Genomic DNA, 15332 nt, shown 5'->3' with positions numbered 1-15332 from the left:
TCCGATCTCCCGGGGCCGGCCGATCCGGCCCTCAGGGTATCGGGTTCCCACATTCATCCGCACATGTACGGATGAATGTGGGAGGTGTTCGGATAAAGTTGATAATCAAGGCGCCTGTGCACTCCGGCGTAAAGACCGTGAACCTTTTGTGGGACGCTCGACGCCGTGGTAACATAGCCGAGTTTGTTGTCTTGGTCGGAAACCAAGACGCCTTATGCGCTGATCGGTAACCAGCGCCTGACCAATAAGGAGTCCTACCATGAAGCAGGGTATCCATCCCCAGTATGTCGAGTGCACGGTGACGTGCTCCTGCGGCAACACCTTCAAGACGCACGCTACCGTGTCCGAGATGAGGGTCGAGCTTTGCAACGAGTGCCACCCGTTCTACACCGGCCAGCAGAAGTTCGTCGACACCGGTGGACGCGTCCAGCGCTTCGCCGACAAGTTTGGTGGCGCCGCTGCCGCCCAGCTCAAGAAGGCCGAGGAGGCCAAGGCCGCCAAGGCCGCCAAGGCTGCTGAGGCCGAGGCCGCTCGCAAGGCCGCCGCTGAGGCTAAGGCTGCCGAGAAGGCCAAGCGTGCCGCTAAGTTTGCCGAGGAGGCTGCCAAGCAGGCCGCCGAGGCTCCCGCAGAGGCTCCCGTCGAGGAGGCCGCTGCCGAGGCCGAGACCACCGAGGCTGCTGAGTAAATAGCTCGCCGAGGAATCGCTCGCATTCATGGCAAAAGGGCCGTGCACCCAATTGGTGCACGGCCCCTTTCTTATCGACGCAAAGTAGCACGTCCTCTTTGCACCGAACGGTGGGGATTTTTCGTTTGCCCAGATAAAACCTGCCAAAATAAACCTGTCCCTTTTTGGCAGGTAACCGATAGGAGGCTACGTGGACACATCGACGTCCTTGGGCAATCGCGAGCTCGCGGTGGCAAAGAAGCGTGCGCTCGATGCTGCCTATTTTAGGAAGGGTATCGCTGTCGCGGCGCTTTCGAGCTGCATGTATGCGCTGTACACGGCCTTTGTTACCGCCGGTCAGCTCTTTGGCGTTTGGGCCGGTTGGTTCGATGCATTTGCTCCCTCCGGCCTTTTGGCGGTATTCATCTTGCCCACGATCGCCTCGGGCGTCAATGACGTGCTGAGTGCCGTCTGGGCCACGTTTTTCACTGCCGGTCAGGGCAAACTCGCCGACCTAGGCCGCTGCATCGCCTCAAAGCCCGGCGTCATCGTTATCGCCGCCGCCTTCATTGGCGGGCCCATCGCTTCTGCCGCCTACGTTATCGCGCTTTCGCAGGCAGGCACGCTTGCCGTGCCCATCGCCGCGCTCAACCCCGCGATCGGTGCGGTGCTCGCCCGCGTGCTCTACCGACAGCCGCTTAGCCCCCGTGTCGTCACCGGCATCGTTGTCTGCGTGTTCGCCGGCGCCATGATCGGTAGCGCCGGCCTGAGCGGGCAGGCATCTTCCGGCATGGCGCTCGGCCTGGGTCTGGCGCTGTTAGCCGCCCTGTGCTGGGGCGTCGAGGGATGCGTGGGCGGCCGCGCCACCTGCATGATCGATCCTCAGATCGCCATCAACATCCGTCAGCTTGTCTCGGGCGTCGGCAACCTGTGCTTGGTACTGCCGGCCCTAACCTTGGCATGCGGAGAGCCCCTTGGTCAGAGTTACGTCCTTGTCGCCCAAGCGCTCACCGACAAATCCTCCGTCGTGTTTTTCGCCTGCTCCGGTTTTGCCGCCTACTTTTCGTTTATGAGCTGGTATCGCGCCAACTCCATGTGCGGCACGGCGCTGGGCATGGCCATCAACGGCACCTATACCTTTACAGCGCCGCTGTTTACGTGGATTATCGTCGGCCTGGTCTTGGGCTTTGACGGCTACGCGCTTCCGTCCGTTGCATGGGTGGCGGCCGTCGTCAACCTCGTCGGCATTTGCCTGATCGCCGTGAATCCCCTCGACATGGTTAAAAAGGACGGTGATCGGGATGCTTCCGCTTAATTATGCCATGCTCGATTATTTTGTTTGCCATGACGAGGCTTGCGTCGACGATGTGATGGCCGATCTCGCGGCTGAGTATGCATCGTTTGCCGCCTTTGCAAGGCCGCGCATGCAGGAGGCGCTCATGACCGCGCACAAGAATGGCCTGATTGACGAGACGCGCTTTGATTTGGATGCCGAAGGCGAGCTTCGCGTCTACTATCGGGCGAGCGCCGAGCAGCGCAAAGTTATCGGCGCCTATCTGGGCCGTAGCCACTAAAATAAAACGTCCCTTTTTGGCAGGTCGGTCGTAGTTATTACGTGGGGGATGAGGTCGAGCGTATAGCGTGCGTCCCGTTTGGCTAAAGTACAACTATCTGTGTTTAACTCGCCCAGTGCAGTGCGCTACGGGCGATGGCCAAAAAAGGAAAACCACATGGGATTCATGTCAAAGCTGCTGTCCTTTGGATCCGATAAGGACCTTAAGCGCTACTACAAGATCGTTGACCAGATCAACGGGCTTGAGCCTCAGTTTGAGAAGATGACCGAGGAGGAGCTTCGCGGCCAGACCGATAAGTTCCGCGAGCGTTATGCTAACGGCGAGTCGCTTGACGACATGCTCCCCGAGGCCTTTGCCACCGTGCGCGAGGCTTCAAAGCGCATCACGGGCATGCGTCACTTTGACGTACAGCTCATCGGCGCCATGGCGCTGCACGAGGGTCATATCGCCGAGATGAAGACCGGCGAAGGCAAGACGCTCGTCTCCACCCTGGCCGGCTATCTTAACGCCATCGCCGGCAAGGGCGTGCATGTCGTTACCGTCAACGACTACCTGGCAAAGCGCGACTCCGAGTGGATGGGCCGCATCTACAAGTATTTGGGCATGACCGTCGGCCTGCTGCAGAACAACATGCCGCTCGAGCTTAAGCGCCCGGCCTACCAGGCCGATGTCACCTACGGCACCAACTCCGAGTTTGGCTTTGACTACCTGCGCGACAACATGGTCACCCGCCCCGAGCAGCGCGTCCAGCGCGGCCACAGCTACGCCATCGTCGACGAGGTCGACTCCATCCTGATCGACGAGGCCAGGACCCCGCTGATCATCTCGGGCGCCGGCACCAAGTCGGCCAGCACCTACAAGGACTTCGCGCGCGCCGTGCGCGGTCTGGAGCGCGGCGAGGACGTGTCGCACGATATGCTCACCGCCACCGAGGATGTGGAGCCCACGGGCGACTACGTCATGGACGAGGCCAAGCACACCATTGCCGCCACCGAGCGCGGCCTCAAGAAGATCGAGCGCCGCCTGGGTATCGAGGACATCTACGCCGACCTTTCGGGCCAGCTGGTCAACCACCTGCAGCAGGCGTTGAAGGCCCAATACATGTTCCACCGCGACAAGCAGTACGTCGTTACCAACGGCGAGGTCAAGATTGTCGATGAGTTCACCGGCCGCATCATGGAGGGCCGCCGCTACTCCGAGGGCTTGCATCAGGCCATCGAGGCCAAAGAGGGCGTGCTCGTGCGCGAGGAAAACCAGACCCTTGCCACCATCACCCTGCAGAACTACTTCCGTCTGTATGACAAGCTCTCCGGCATGACCGGTACGGCGCTTACCGAGGATGCCGAGTTCCGCGAGATCTACAAGCTGCCCGTCGAGGTCATCCCCTCCAACAAGCCCGTGCAGCGTGTCGATCACGAGGACCTGGTGTACCGCACCATCCAGGCCAAGTACAACGCCGTTGCCGACGACGTCGAGCGACGTCACGCCAAGGGCCAGCCGGTCCTGGTGGGCACCGTCTCCATCGAAAGCTCCGAGAAGCTGTCGGCCGCCCTTACCAAGCGCGGCATCGCGCACGAGGTCCTCAACGCAAAGCACCACGAGCGCGAGGCTCATATCGTTGCCCAGGCCGGACGCTACGGCGCCGTGACCATCGCTACTAACATGGCCGGTCGTGGTACCGACATCCTGCTGGGCGGCAACCCCGACGAGCTGGTGCGCGAGCGCCTTGAGTACGAGGGCCTGACCATGGAGGACGTGACGCCCGAGCAGCTCGAGCAGTTTAACGCCGAGGCCAAGGAGACCTGCAAGGCCGAGCGCGAGCGCGTGCTTGCCGCCGGCGGCCTGACCGTCATCGGTACCGAGCGCCATGAGTCCCGTCGTATCGACAACCAGCTGCGCGGCCGTTCTGGCCGTCAGGGCGATCCGGGCGAGACCCAGTTCTACCTGTCGCTCGAGGACGATCTGATGCGCCTGTTCGGTGGCGACAAGATGGACCGCGTCTCCAAGATGATGGTCACGGCAGAAATGGGCGACGACATGCCCATCCAGCACAAGATCATCTCCAAGGCCGTCGAGAGCGCTCAGCACAAGGTCGAGAGCATCAACTTCTCCATGCGCAAGAGCGTTCTTGAGTACGACGACGTGATGAACAAGCAGCGCCAGGTTATCTACGCCGAGCGCAACAAGATTCTGGACGGTAAGGACCTGACCGACCACATCACCGAGGTCATGCACGACACCGTGTACCGCTGCGTGCAGGAGTTTTGCGCTAAGGACAGCCACGACGGCGAGCGTGACCTCGATGGCCTGCGCAAGTGGGTCGTGGAGCTGACCGGCCATATCGATACGCCCAAGTTCCCCGACGAGGATTACGAGGCCCTTGCTGCCGATGTCCTAGCCTACGTCGAGAAGTGCTACAACATGAAGGCCGAGCGCCTGGGCGAGGACCTCATGCGCGAGCTCAATACTCAGGTCATGCTGCGCGTCATCGATACCCGCTGGATGAACTACCTGCAGGAGATGGACTATCTCAAGACCGGTATCGGACTGCGCGGCTTTGGTCAGCGCGACCCGCTGGTCGAGTACAAGACTGAGGCCTATGGTGCCTTCCAGATGCTCGTTGACACCATGTACGAGGATTACCTGCGCACCGTCCTGCGCATCGAGATCAAGGCCGCCCCGCAGGCTGTGGAGCGCAAGGAGGACCCCGCGCTCGAGGGTGCGCGCTTCTCCGGCCCCGCCGACGTCGATGGCGACAACGGCAACTCGGTCCTGCGCAAGGAGGCACGGGCACAGGCTCGCACGGCCGTCCAGGGCGGACCGGCAGCTGTCAACAACGGCGCTAAGGTAACCACCTACCGCAAGTCCGAGAGCGACGACCCGTATGTCAACGTGGGTCGCAACGAACCGTGCCCTTGCGGCAGCGGCAAGAAGTTCAAGTACTGCCACGGCAGGAATCGTTAATGGCGGATGCTTTAGAGGTAACGCCCGCCGAGCTGGACAAGTTTGCGGACCGGCTCGGCGAGGTTGAGTCGTATCTTCATTTGGACGAGAAGCGCACCCACGTGACCGAGCTTGAGGCCAAGAGCGTCGCTCCCGGCTTTTGGAACGACGCCGATGCCGCTCGCGCCACGATGGAAGAGATTGCGCGCGCCAAGGAGGATATCGCCGCCGTGGATACCGCGCGCGGCGAGCTCTCCGATGCCCGCGCGGCGCTGGAACTTGCCGAGGAAATGGGCGATGACCCCGATGCCGCTGCACTGCGTGAGGAGGCTGCCGCCACGGCTGATCGTCTGGCGCGCGCCATCGACGAGCTCGAACTTTCGAGCTGGTTTACCGGCGAGTTCGATCACGGTGACGCGATTGTGACCATCAAGCCCGGACAGGGCGGCTTGGAGGCGCAGGACTGGACCTTCATGCTCTTTAAGATGTACATGAAGTACTGCCAGCGCCGCGGCTGGAAGGTCACCATCAACGATTGCCCCGCTGCCGAGGTCATTGGCATTGATCGCGCGACCTTTACCGTTGAGGGCAAGGATGCCTTCGGTATGCTTCGTGCCGAGGCCGGCGTTCACCGTTTGGTGCGCATTAGCCCCACCGATGACAAGAAGCGTCGACAGACTACGTTTGCCGGCGTCGAGGTCATTCCGGTGCTGCCCGACGATATCGATATCGAGATCAACCCCGACGATATCCGCGTCGACGTGTACCACGCAAGCGGCCCGGGCGGCCAGGGCGTCAACACCACCGACTCCGCCGTGCGCGTGACGCATTTTCCCAGCGGCATTGTAGTGACCTGCCAAAATGAGCGCAGCCAGATTCAGAACAAGGCCGCGTGTATGCAGATTCTCAAGGCCCGTCTGTACGAGATTGAGCTCGAGAAGCGCGCCGAGGCGCTCGACGAGATCCGCGGTCCCAAGACCACGATTGGCTTTGGCAACCAGATCCGCAGCTACGTGCTCTATCCGTATCAGATGGTTAAGGACCTGCGCTCGGGCGTGGAGACCAGCAACGTCGACGCCGTTCTCGACGATGGCGACTTGGATCCGTTTGTGATCGGCTACCATCGCTGGGCTACCGGCAATGCTGATGCGGAGTCTCCGTCCGCTTAAGCCCCGGGTGAGTCACGGACCGACACTAAACTCTGGACAGGCGGTTTTATATCCAGAGCAAACCCGCCGCGGGGTGGTTTTTCCTCGGCGAATCGGTAGAATCGAATACGGTAAGAAGTTCAAAGCGCACCCAATGGGGTGCGCTTTTTTGAGGGAGGTAGCATGGCATATCGTCTGGATATCAAGCGCATTCTTTCAATGAACTTCTTCCGCGATCTACCCCAGATCATGCTTGGGTGCGCTTTGGCGGCCATCGCGACCGACCTGTTTTTGATTCCCAACGGCCTTGCCGCCGGTGGCGTTACGGGCCTTGCGACTATTATCCAGGCGGTCGGTGCCGCGCGGGGCGTGTCGCTGCCCGTCGGTATCCAAACCATCGTGATGAATGCCTTGCTGTTACTGGTCGTCATGCGCGAGGGCGGCATGTTCTATGTGGTACAGACGGCGACAGGCTTTGTGCTACTGGGCTTCTTTACCGACCTGTTTGCCCCGTTTGTAGCGCCTCTGGCAGATGCAGACCTGATGCTTCCCGCTATGTGGGGCGGCATTATCACGGGCATTGGTTACGGCATGGTGTTACGCGCCGGCGCCAACACCGGCGGCTCCGACACCATCGGCCAGATTATCTCGCGTAATACCTCGCTGCCGGTGGGTTCGACCGTCATGGCGATCGACGTCGCCGTATGCGCGGCATCGGCCCCCGTCTTCTCTCTGGAGAACGCGCTGTATGCAGGGCTTTCGATGGTAATTAGCGGCTATGTGATCGACGCTGTGGTCGATGGCGGCAACAAGCGCCGCATGGTGCTCATCATCTCGGACAATTTTCCCGATATCGCGGCCGATATCATGTATGGCCTGGGTCGCGGCTGCACTAAATTTAAGGCGACCGGCATGTATTCGGGCGCTGAGAAGCCGGTGATTATGGTGATCGTTAGCCGCCGCGAGCTCAATACACTCAAGACCATCGTGCGCGAGCGCGATCCTCAAGCTATCGTGACGGTCGCCGACGTTACGGAAGCCTTCGGCGAGGGGTTCAAGGACATTAACGCGTAGGGCAGACTGCGCTCCATCCAAAAGACGTTCACATTGATAAACCGATTCATCAGCGGGTCTGCCTGCTAAATTATTCAAATAATGATAAAAACTCTGGTAAAGCCTTCAGTTTCCAGCATAATGAATGGCGCACGTGCATTGCGGCTGGGTTGGGATTACCTTCTGCGCCGTGCGCATCTTGTCTAAAGAGGATGAAAGGAAGGCACAATGAGCGACGAAGAGCTCAAAAAGGTTGCCAACGAGGTAAGGAAGGGCATCGTCACCGGCGTGCACGCTGCCAAGTCCGGCCATCCGGGCGGTTCGCTCGGCTCTGCCGACATCATGACTTATCTGTACTTTGAGGAAATGAATGTCGACCCGGCCGATCCTCGCAAGGCCGACCGCGACCGCTTTGTGCTCTCCAAGGGCCATTGCGCTCCGGGTCTGTACGCCGTGCTCGCCGAGCGCGGATTCTTCCCCAAGGAGGACCTCGAGACGCTGCGCCATATCGGCAGCCACCTGCAGGGCCACCCCAACATGAACGATACCCCGGGCGTCGACATGTCCACCGGCTCGCTGGGCCAGGGCATCTCCGCCGCCGTGGGCATGGCCGTCGCCGCCAAGCACTGGGGCGATACTTACCGCACGTACGCCCTGCTGGGCGACGGCGAGAGCGAGGAGGGCCAGGTCTGGGAGGCCGCCATGTTTGCCGGCAATCAGCAACTCGACAACCTCTGCGTGATCGTTGACCACAACGGCCTGCAGATTGACGGTCCCGTTGAGGAGGTCAACGATCCCATGCCGCTCGCCGACAAGTTCCGCGCCTTTAAGTTCCACGTGGTGGAGCTCGCCGACGGCAACGACTTCGGTCAGATTCGCGCCGCCTTTGCCGAGGCTCGCGCCACCAAGGGTCAGCCTACCGCCATTATCGCCGAGACCATGAAGGGCAAGGGCGTTTCCTTTATGGAGAACCAGGTTGGTTGGCACGGCAAGGCCCCCAACGATGAACAGTTTGAGCAGGCCATGGCAGAGCTCACGGCCGCCGGAGAGGAGCTCTAGGATGGCAGACGTCAAGAAAATCGCCACGCGTGTAAGCTACGGCGAGGCCCTCGTTGAGCTCGCTGCCGAGCACGACGACTTTGTGGTCCTCGACGCCGACCTGGCTGCCGCCACGCAGACCGGTAAGTTTAAGGCCGCCTGCCCCGACCGCTTCTTTGACGTGGGCATTGCCGAGAGCAACCTGATGGGTGTCGCCGCCGGTATCGCGACCACCGGTCGTACTGCCTTCGCGAGCACCTTTGCCATGTTTGCCGCCGGCCGCGCTTTTGAGCAGGTCCGTAACTCCATCGGCTATCCGCACCTCAACGTCAAGATCGGCGCCACGCACGCCGGTATTTCGGTGGGCGAGGACGGTGCCACGCACCAGTGCTGCGAGGATATCGCCCTTATGCGTGTTATCCCTGGCATGACCGTGATTGTCCCGGCCGACGACGTGGAGGCCCGCGCTGTGGTCCGCGCCGCCTACGAGTGCGACGGCCCCGTGTACATGCGCTTTGCCCGCCTGGCCTCGCCGGTCATCAACGACCCCGAGACCTACAAGTTCGAGCCGGGCCGCGGCATCGTCATGCGTGAGGGCGCCGATGTGACCATCATCGCCTGCGGCCTGATGGTTGGCGAGGCTCTCGAGGCTGCCGAGCAGCTCGCTGCCGAGGGCATCGACGCCGAGGTCATCAACATGCACACCATTAAGCCCATCGACGCCGATCTGATCGTCAAGAGCGCCGCCAAGACCGGTCACGTCGTGACCGTCGAGGAGCACTCCGTGATCGGCGGCCTGGGCAGCGCCGTTGCCGACGTGCTCTGCGAGCAGTGCCCGACGCCGCTCAAGAAGATTGGCGTCAACGATACCTTTGGCGAGTCCGGTCCGGGCGCCGAGCTCCTGCACAAGTACGGCCTGGATGCCGCCAACATCGTGGCAACCACCAAGGAGTTCTTGGCCTAGGGCAAGACGAGGCAAAGTATCGCTTCAGCAACCGTAAGCAAGCCAGAACAGGGGCGCCCCCAAAGAGGGCGCCCCTGTTGTTGCTGCAATAAAAATTGGAACTTAGCCACCAAAGCTCCCTTGGGGAAAAGGGCCTATATCAGCAAAGTGCAACTCAGCCCTTCCAACTTTGTATATGTAGCACCCCAAGAAAAACGCGGCGACTCTTTAGTAGCCGCAGGCCGCGCACAGGGCTACCTCCCAAATCATTCCGCAGGACGGAGGAGTCCCCGCAGCGCGAAGCGCGCAGCGGGGACTCCGACATGTCCGAGGACGATTTGGGAGGTAGCCCTGTGCGCGGCCGGTGAGACCAAAACCCTGCCATGCTTCTTATGTGCAGCGAAGCTAATGCTGCTAAAATACAAAGCGCTCATGTAGTTTAAACGCACGATGATAAGGAGCACCAGTGGGTAACCACTTCCGTACCTCCGGTGCGGGCGATGAGGCCCCCAAGACACGGCAAGGTGTCCCGGGCACACGTTTCGCCACTCCGGATTCAGAGGGCCAGCATATTGCCCAGGCCCCCGCACAGCCGGCAGATCAGGCACGGCCGGCATCCGATCCCTTTGCCTACAATCCCACCAGCGATGCCGAGCTTTCTGCCGCTGCGGGCTTTGAGCCCGTCCAAAAGGTGACTGCTCGCGTGAACCAGCCTCAGACGTCAGCCGAGCCTCAGCCGACCATGGCGGGCATTCCCGATCCCATGGCTCCTGCTACGCCCGCGCCGCAGCCGGCGCAGTCCGGCCTCTTTGCCGGCATTCCCGATCCTACGCAGCCCGCTGCGCCCATGGTCGAGAATGATCAGGCTGCCGAGGTCGCAAGTCTTGACAACGCGCTCAACAACCCCGATTTTACGTCGGTGTTCGCGCCTATCGATCCGCAGGCAAGTCGCAAGAAGATGGCCAAGCAGGCCGGTGTCGAGCCCGTCATTCTGATGGAGCATGTCACCAAGATCTACCCGGCACAGCCCAACAAGCCCGCACTCGACGACATCAACATCGAGATCTATCCGGGTGAGTTCGTCTTCTTGGTCGGTCATTCCGGATCGGGTAAGACCACGCTGCTTTCCACGCTCAACCGTGATGTCAGGCCTACGAGCGGTCGCATTTTGGTCGCCGGTCAGGATCTCATGAAAATCAAGAACCGCAAGGTTCCCTTCCTGCGCCGCCAGATTGGCGCCGTGTTCCAGGACTTTAAGCTTCTGCCGCAAAAGACCGCCTATGAAAACGTGGCGTTTGCCCTGCAGTGCATCGGCAAGCCCAAGGGCGTCATTCGCAGCCAGGTGCCCGAGGTACTGCGTCTGGTCGGTTTGGCCGATCAGATGGACTCGCTGCCCGATCAGCTTTCCGGCGGCGAGCAACAGCGCGTGGCCGTCGCCCGCGCCATGGTCAACCGTCCGCCGCTGCTGATTTGCGACGAGCCAACGGGCAACCTCGACCCGGCAATTTCGCTCGGCATCATGAAGCTGCTCGAGCGCATTAACCGCACCGGCACGACCGTGATCGTGGCTACCCACGATCGCGAGATGGTCGATAGTATGCATCGTCGCGTGATCGCCCTCGAGGGCGGCCACGTAATCCGCGACCAGGAGAGGGGAGGTTACGGCAACTATGGCACCAACTAACGTGGGCTATTCGCTCAAAGAGGCAATGAGCCACTTCTTCCGTAACTGGACCACCTCGCTCGGCGCCGTCATCACGATTTTCCTTTCGCTGTTTATCATCGGCCTGTTCATCATGGGTTCCGCGATGCTGAACTCCGTGATTGGCACCGTTGAGGACCAGGTTGTTATCAACGCGTTTATTAGCGATGACGCCGACCAGGCCGACGTCCAGGCTTTCGAGAGTGAGCTCAAGACGTGGAACAACGTTAAGTCCGTGACCTATAAGGACAAGGACGACGCGCTGGCCGAGTACACGAGCAAGATGTCGGGTAACGCCGACGCCACTCTGAGCGCACTTGATGGCCAGAATCCGCTGCCTGCTTCGTTCGCGATCGAGATGGACGATCCGTCCCAGGTCGAGAGCACGGCCAAGAAGCTCAAGAAGAACTCCGATTTCCAGAAGATCGCGGATGACGGTGACGTCGACGCGAGCGTTCTGTACGGTCAGGAGGAAGTGAGCCGCCTGTTCCAGGTGACGAACTACATCCGCATCGCTGCCGTCGTGCTTGTTGGTTTGCTGACGTTTATCGCGTTCATCTTTATCAACAACACGATTCGCCTGTCGATTACGGCTCGCCGCCGCGAGATTGCTATCATGCGCCTGGTGGGCGCCAGCAATGGCTTTATTCGCGGTCCGTTTATCACCGAGGGCGTGCTGCAGGCCGTTTTGGGCTCGCTGCTTTCCATCGGTGTTTTGGAGCTGCTTCGCAACCTGTTGGTTCCGCGTCTTCAGGAGAGCATTGGCTGGATGTCGTTTGCGCTGCCGATGCAATACTACCTGGTGACGTATGCCGCACTGATCCTGGTCGGCGTGATCATCGGTCTCTTTGGTTCCGCCATTGCCATGCGTCGCTACCTGCGCGTGTAGACACAGCTGGAATTAGTTTTGCTAACGGGCCGTCCCGCTCTGGGGCGGCCCGTTTTTTGATCCCGTGCGACGGAGGAAAAGGGCTCACCGGCAGTTCGGCTTGTCTCGATAACTCGATTTTCTCCGTCACATAGGGATCATGACGTGAGGTGCGTGCCTTGTTGTTGATTGGGTAGACTCTTTGATGCGTGCGGTTTAGGCCTGCACGGTGTTTTGACATGATGCGGTTGCGCCTGCGGGCCCCGCAACAGATAGTAAGGAGGCGCCATGGGGCGCAATAACAAACATAAGCGTAGCGCTCGCAACAAGCGCGCGCCAGTGCGTAGCGAGCGGCGTCCCAGCCTGACGGGCCGCGTGCAGCTCCATGAGCATAGCGCCTATGTTGTCACCGATAATGGCGACTATAAGGTTATGGGTCGCGGCAAGCGCGAGATTATGGACGGCGACATCGTGGCCGTGAGCATTAAGACCGGACCGCGCGGCGATCGCCGTGCCGTGATCGAGGGCGTTGTCGAGCGCGCGGCCATAAGCGTGGTGGGCACGTATCAGACGGCAGGCCCGCTCGGTGTGATCGAGCCGCTTGATTCGCGTCTCAAGGCCGATTTCTTTATTTTGCCCGAGGATACTTCGGCGGAGCGTTTGGGCGTGCATCCGGGCGATGCAGTCGTCGCACGCATTTTGACCTATCCGACACGCCTGGAATCGGGCACCGTGACTCTTGAGCGCCGCATTGGCGGCGACGATGCGCCCGACTTGGGCGTTCAATATGTCATGGCTCGTTACGGCTATACCGATAGTTATCCCGAGACCGCCCTTGCCGAGGCCGAGGAGCTATCGCTCGACGTGGCGACAGCTCTTAAGGACCCACTTCGCCGTGATCTGCGCGACCGTTTTATCATCACGATCGATCCGGTCGACGCGCGCGACTTTGACGACGCCATCTCTTTGGAGCGCACGACGCAGGGCGGCTACAAGCTGGGTGTCCATATCGCCGATGTATCGCATTATGTGGCCTGGGACGGACACATCGACCTAGAGGCTCGCCATCGCACGACGTCGGTGTACCTTGCCGATCGCGTGCTCCCCATGTTGCCCGAGCGCCTGTCGAATGACCTGTGTTCCTTGCGCCCCGACGAGGATCGCCTGGCGTTTACCGTCGACATCGAGCTCGATGCGCAGGGGCACGTCCGCCACTACGATCCGTATCCCAGCGTGATTCGCTCGCGCGTGCGTATGGACTATGACGGTGCCGAGGCATTGCTGGTGCGTGCCGGTGCGGTGGAGTACTCCGTGTTGGAAGGTGCCGCCGAGGATGTTGCTGCAGCCGAGGCGTCGCGCGAGGAGGCGCTTGAGCGCGGTTTGACTTGCGAAGAGACTGCCCGCGACTACGACGTGGATCTGAGCGATTTCCTAGTTGCTGCCAACGAGCTTGCCGAGCGACGCCGTCGCATTCGCCGTGCGCGCGGCTCGGTCGACTTTGACACGGCGGAGATTCGCGCTTTGCTGGACGAGGACGGCGTTCCCGTGCAGATCGTGGCCCGCGAGCGCTCGTGTGCCACGTCGCTCATCGAGGAAGCTATGCTGCTTGCCAACGAGTGCGTTGCCGAGTGGCTGGCAGACCGCGATATTGAGGCATGCTATCGCGTGCATGAGGATCCCAGCCCCGACAGCTTGCACGGGGCCGCTGTGGCGCTGGCGCAGCTGGGTATCATCGACGATCGCCGCGCGGCTGGCATTGCCCTGGGAAGTCCCGATGAGCTGCAGGCGGCGGTTGACGCTGCCGCTGGCACGGCAAATGCCCCGCTTGTCAACACGTTGCTATTGCGCAGTATGCAGCGCGCGCTGTACAAGCCGCGCAACGAGGGCCACTTTGCGCTCGCCGCGCCGTGCTACTGCCACTTTACGAGCCCTATCCGACGCTATCCGGACCTTGTTGTCCATCGCGTGCTCAAATTGCAACTGGCGTATGAGCAGCTGGGCGGCAAGGATGCCTTGGCGCGCACGCCGTGGCTGATCGGCAGGGGTCGCGAGTCGCTGCCGCGCATCTTGCCGCAGATTTGCCGTGCATGCAGCGATGCCGAGCGTGCGGCCGACGCCGCCAGCCATGCGACGCAAAAGATCAAGATTGCCCAGTATTACGAGGATCGTCTGGGCGAGCGCTATGCCGGAACCATTTCGTGGGTCAGCAGCATGGGCCTCTTTGTGCGCCTCGACCTGACACAGGTCGAGGGCTTGGTCTCGATTAAGAGTTTGGGAAGCGAGTGGTTCGAGTTTGACGAGGACGCGCTCACGCTCACGGGTGCCGACACGGGGCGCCGTTTTGAGTTGGGGCAACGCGTGATCATCGAGGTCTCGCGTGTCAACACGACCCGCGGGCACTTGGACTTTAAGCTCATCCATTAGTTTGGCCAGAAAAAACTTGGTTGGCGACCGGGTGCATAAGATTTTTGTTCCCGGCAGGCACTTCGACATTATTGACCTGGGTTTCGATGCTGCGGGCGATGTCACCGCTATCGTGCTGGTGCTGCTGGTGGCCGCGTTGGCGCGTTATGCCACTCGTCCCATCGGCGCCCATGCAAGACGTGTCTGGATACCCAAGATACTACCGGCATCGTTGGATACTCTTTATGGCAACCGGTTACAATGTCAACTGTCGATACGCGCCATCGACGCTTCGGCGCTTACCCAGACATGCGTCTTTACGAAGAGGAGATTCCTGTGGCAGTGCTATTTGTTGAGTATCCCAAGTGCTCTACCTGTAAAAAGGCTAAGGCATGGCTGGATGAGCACGGGGTTGAGTATATCGATCGCGATATCGTAGCGGATAACCCAACAGCCGAGGAGCTTTCCGCGTGGGTTGCGCGGTCGGGATTGCCGGTGCGACGCTTCTTTAACTCGTCGGGCATGAAATATCGAGAGCTTGGTCTGAAAGCGCGCCTGGATGCGGGTATGACGGACCAGGAATGCTGCGAGCTGCTGGCGACTGACGGCATGCTGGTTAAGCGCCCGCTGCTGGTGGGCGACGACTTTGCGATCCCCGGCTTTAGGGAAGCGGCTTGGACCGAGGCGTTGCTGTAGCGACTGCGGGGAAGCTGTATCCCGTTTTGGATGCCGATTTTGGGATACAGTTTTCGCTGACAGGCTTGCTCCGGTCAGTTTTTGAACCGCGGCCACCCGTGTGGGCCGAAGAGCTATGCGTGCTTGTCGAAGTATCACTTCGCTATCCTTTGTCCATAAGGGGCAGATGTGTCGCTTCACAGGTCCTTCACGGGTTGGCTAAAATCAGGCCAATTTTAAAAAAGTCAAAATTGGGGCTTGCGTCACGGCGAGACTTCCCGTATATTTCTTTCTTGCGCAAAGGCACAGCCGAGCGCAGCG

The 15332-nt window shown here is 60.6% G+C and carries 12 protein-coding genes; all 12 read left to right on the top strand.

Features of this window, described 5'->3' with window-relative positions; translation table 11 throughout:
* Window positions 1–259: 259 nt before the first annotated feature.
* The 12 genes from rpmE (at window position 260) to ACTQXO_RS04920 (ending at window position 15032) form a co-directional block, all read left to right on the top strand.
* On the top strand, window positions 260–685 hold the full coding sequence (gene rpmE, locus ACTQXO_RS04975; RefSeq protein ID WP_154516018.1) for a 50S ribosomal protein L31: 426 nt from the start codon (window positions 260–262) through the stop codon (window positions 683–685).
* 190 nt (window positions 686–875) lie between these two features.
* Window positions 876–1979 carry a hypothetical protein gene (locus ACTQXO_RS04970; protein ID WP_441032943.1) on the top strand — a complete coding sequence of 368 codons (1104 nt, stop codon included), beginning with the start codon at window positions 876–878 and terminating at the stop codon, window positions 1977–1979.
* Window positions 1966–2238: a hypothetical protein gene (locus ACTQXO_RS04965; protein WP_441032946.1), complete on the top strand. Its 273-nt coding sequence runs from the start codon at window positions 1966–1968 to the stop codon at window positions 2236–2238. The genes ACTQXO_RS04970 and ACTQXO_RS04965 overlap by 14 nt, the downstream gene beginning before the upstream one ends.
* A 156-nt stretch (window positions 2239–2394) precedes the next feature.
* Complete coding sequence (secA, locus tag ACTQXO_RS04960) at window positions 2395–5202, top strand: preprotein translocase subunit SecA (protein WP_441032949.1); 2808 nt, start codon at window positions 2395–2397, stop codon at window positions 5200–5202.
* Window positions 5202–6350, top strand: coding sequence for a peptide chain release factor 2 (prfB, locus tag ACTQXO_RS04955; protein ID WP_441032952.1), 1149 nt, complete (start codon window positions 5202–5204; stop codon window positions 6348–6350). Before secA ends, prfB begins: the two co-directional genes overlap by 1 nt.
* 162 nt (window positions 6351–6512) lie before the next feature.
* Window positions 6513–7403 (top strand): YitT family protein, encoded by an 891-nt coding sequence (locus ACTQXO_RS04950; protein ID WP_441032955.1) that lies wholly within the window; start codon window positions 6513–6515, stop codon window positions 7401–7403.
* 207 nt (window positions 7404–7610) lie between these two features.
* Window positions 7611–8441, top strand: a complete 831-nt coding sequence (locus ACTQXO_RS04945) for a transketolase (protein ID WP_154516003.1) — start codon at window positions 7611–7613, stop codon at window positions 8439–8441.
* Window position 8442: 1 nt separating this feature from the next.
* The gene (locus tag ACTQXO_RS04940) at window positions 8443–9384 is read left to right on the top strand and encodes a transketolase family protein (protein ID WP_441014998.1); all 942 of its coding nucleotides are present in this window, start codon (window positions 8443–8445) and stop codon (window positions 9382–9384) included.
* A 445-nt stretch (window positions 9385–9829) separates the two neighbouring features.
* Window positions 9830–11047, top strand: coding sequence for a cell division ATP-binding protein FtsE (ftsE, locus tag ACTQXO_RS04935; protein ID WP_441032959.1), 1218 nt, complete (start codon window positions 9830–9832; stop codon window positions 11045–11047).
* A complete protein-coding gene (gene ftsX, locus ACTQXO_RS04930; RefSeq protein ID WP_154515997.1) occupies window positions 11034–11954 on the top strand; it encodes a permease-like cell division protein FtsX in 921 nt (306 codons plus the stop codon). Before ftsE ends, ftsX begins: the two co-directional genes overlap by 14 nt.
* 267 nt (window positions 11955–12221) lie before the next feature.
* The gene (locus tag ACTQXO_RS04925; protein ID WP_441032963.1) at window positions 12222–14357 is read left to right on the top strand and encodes a ribonuclease R family protein; all 2136 of its coding nucleotides are present in this window, start codon (window positions 12222–12224) and stop codon (window positions 14355–14357) included.
* Between the two features lie 315 nt (window positions 14358–14672).
* On the top strand, window positions 14673–15032 hold the full coding sequence (locus ACTQXO_RS04920) for an arsenate reductase family protein (RefSeq protein WP_427727422.1): 360 nt from the start codon (window positions 14673–14675) through the stop codon (window positions 15030–15032).
* Window positions 15033–15332 lie beyond the last annotated feature (300 nt).

The organism is Collinsella sp. LCP19S3_D5, from assembly GCF_052121415.1.
In the GTDB taxonomy this organism is placed as follows: Bacteria; Actinomycetota; Coriobacteriia; order Coriobacteriales; family Coriobacteriaceae; genus Collinsella.
This window is presented reverse-complemented; position numbering and strand designations above follow the sequence as displayed.

What these genes read in the sequence shown, in the direction of transcription:
- prfB (WP_441032952.1), top strand. Translation starts at nt 5,202, where the DNA reads ATGGCGGATGCTTTAGAGGTAACGCCCGCCGAGCTGGACAAGTTTGCG.
- rpmE (WP_154516018.1), top strand. Translation starts at nt 260, where the DNA reads ATGAAGCAGGGTATCCATCCCCAGTATGTCGAGTGCACGGTGACGTGC.
- ACTQXO_RS04965 (WP_441032946.1), top strand. Translation starts at nt 1,966, where the DNA reads ATGCTTCCGCTTAATTATGCCATGCTCGATTATTTTGTTTGCCATGAC.
- ftsX (WP_154515997.1), top strand. Translation starts at nt 11,034, where the DNA reads ATGGCACCAACTAACGTGGGCTATTCGCTCAAAGAGGCAATGAGCCAC.
- ACTQXO_RS04945 (WP_154516003.1), top strand. Translation starts at nt 7,611, where the DNA reads ATGAGCGACGAAGAGCTCAAAAAGGTTGCCAACGAGGTAAGGAAGGGC.
- secA (WP_441032949.1), top strand. Translation starts at nt 2,395, where the DNA reads ATGGGATTCATGTCAAAGCTGCTGTCCTTTGGATCCGATAAGGACCTT.
- ACTQXO_RS04950 (WP_441032955.1), top strand. Translation starts at nt 6,513, where the DNA reads ATGGCATATCGTCTGGATATCAAGCGCATTCTTTCAATGAACTTCTTC.
- ACTQXO_RS04925 (WP_441032963.1), top strand. Translation starts at nt 12,222, where the DNA reads ATGGGGCGCAATAACAAACATAAGCGTAGCGCTCGCAACAAGCGCGCG.
- ACTQXO_RS04940 (WP_441014998.1), top strand. Translation starts at nt 8,443, where the DNA reads ATGGCAGACGTCAAGAAAATCGCCACGCGTGTAAGCTACGGCGAGGCC.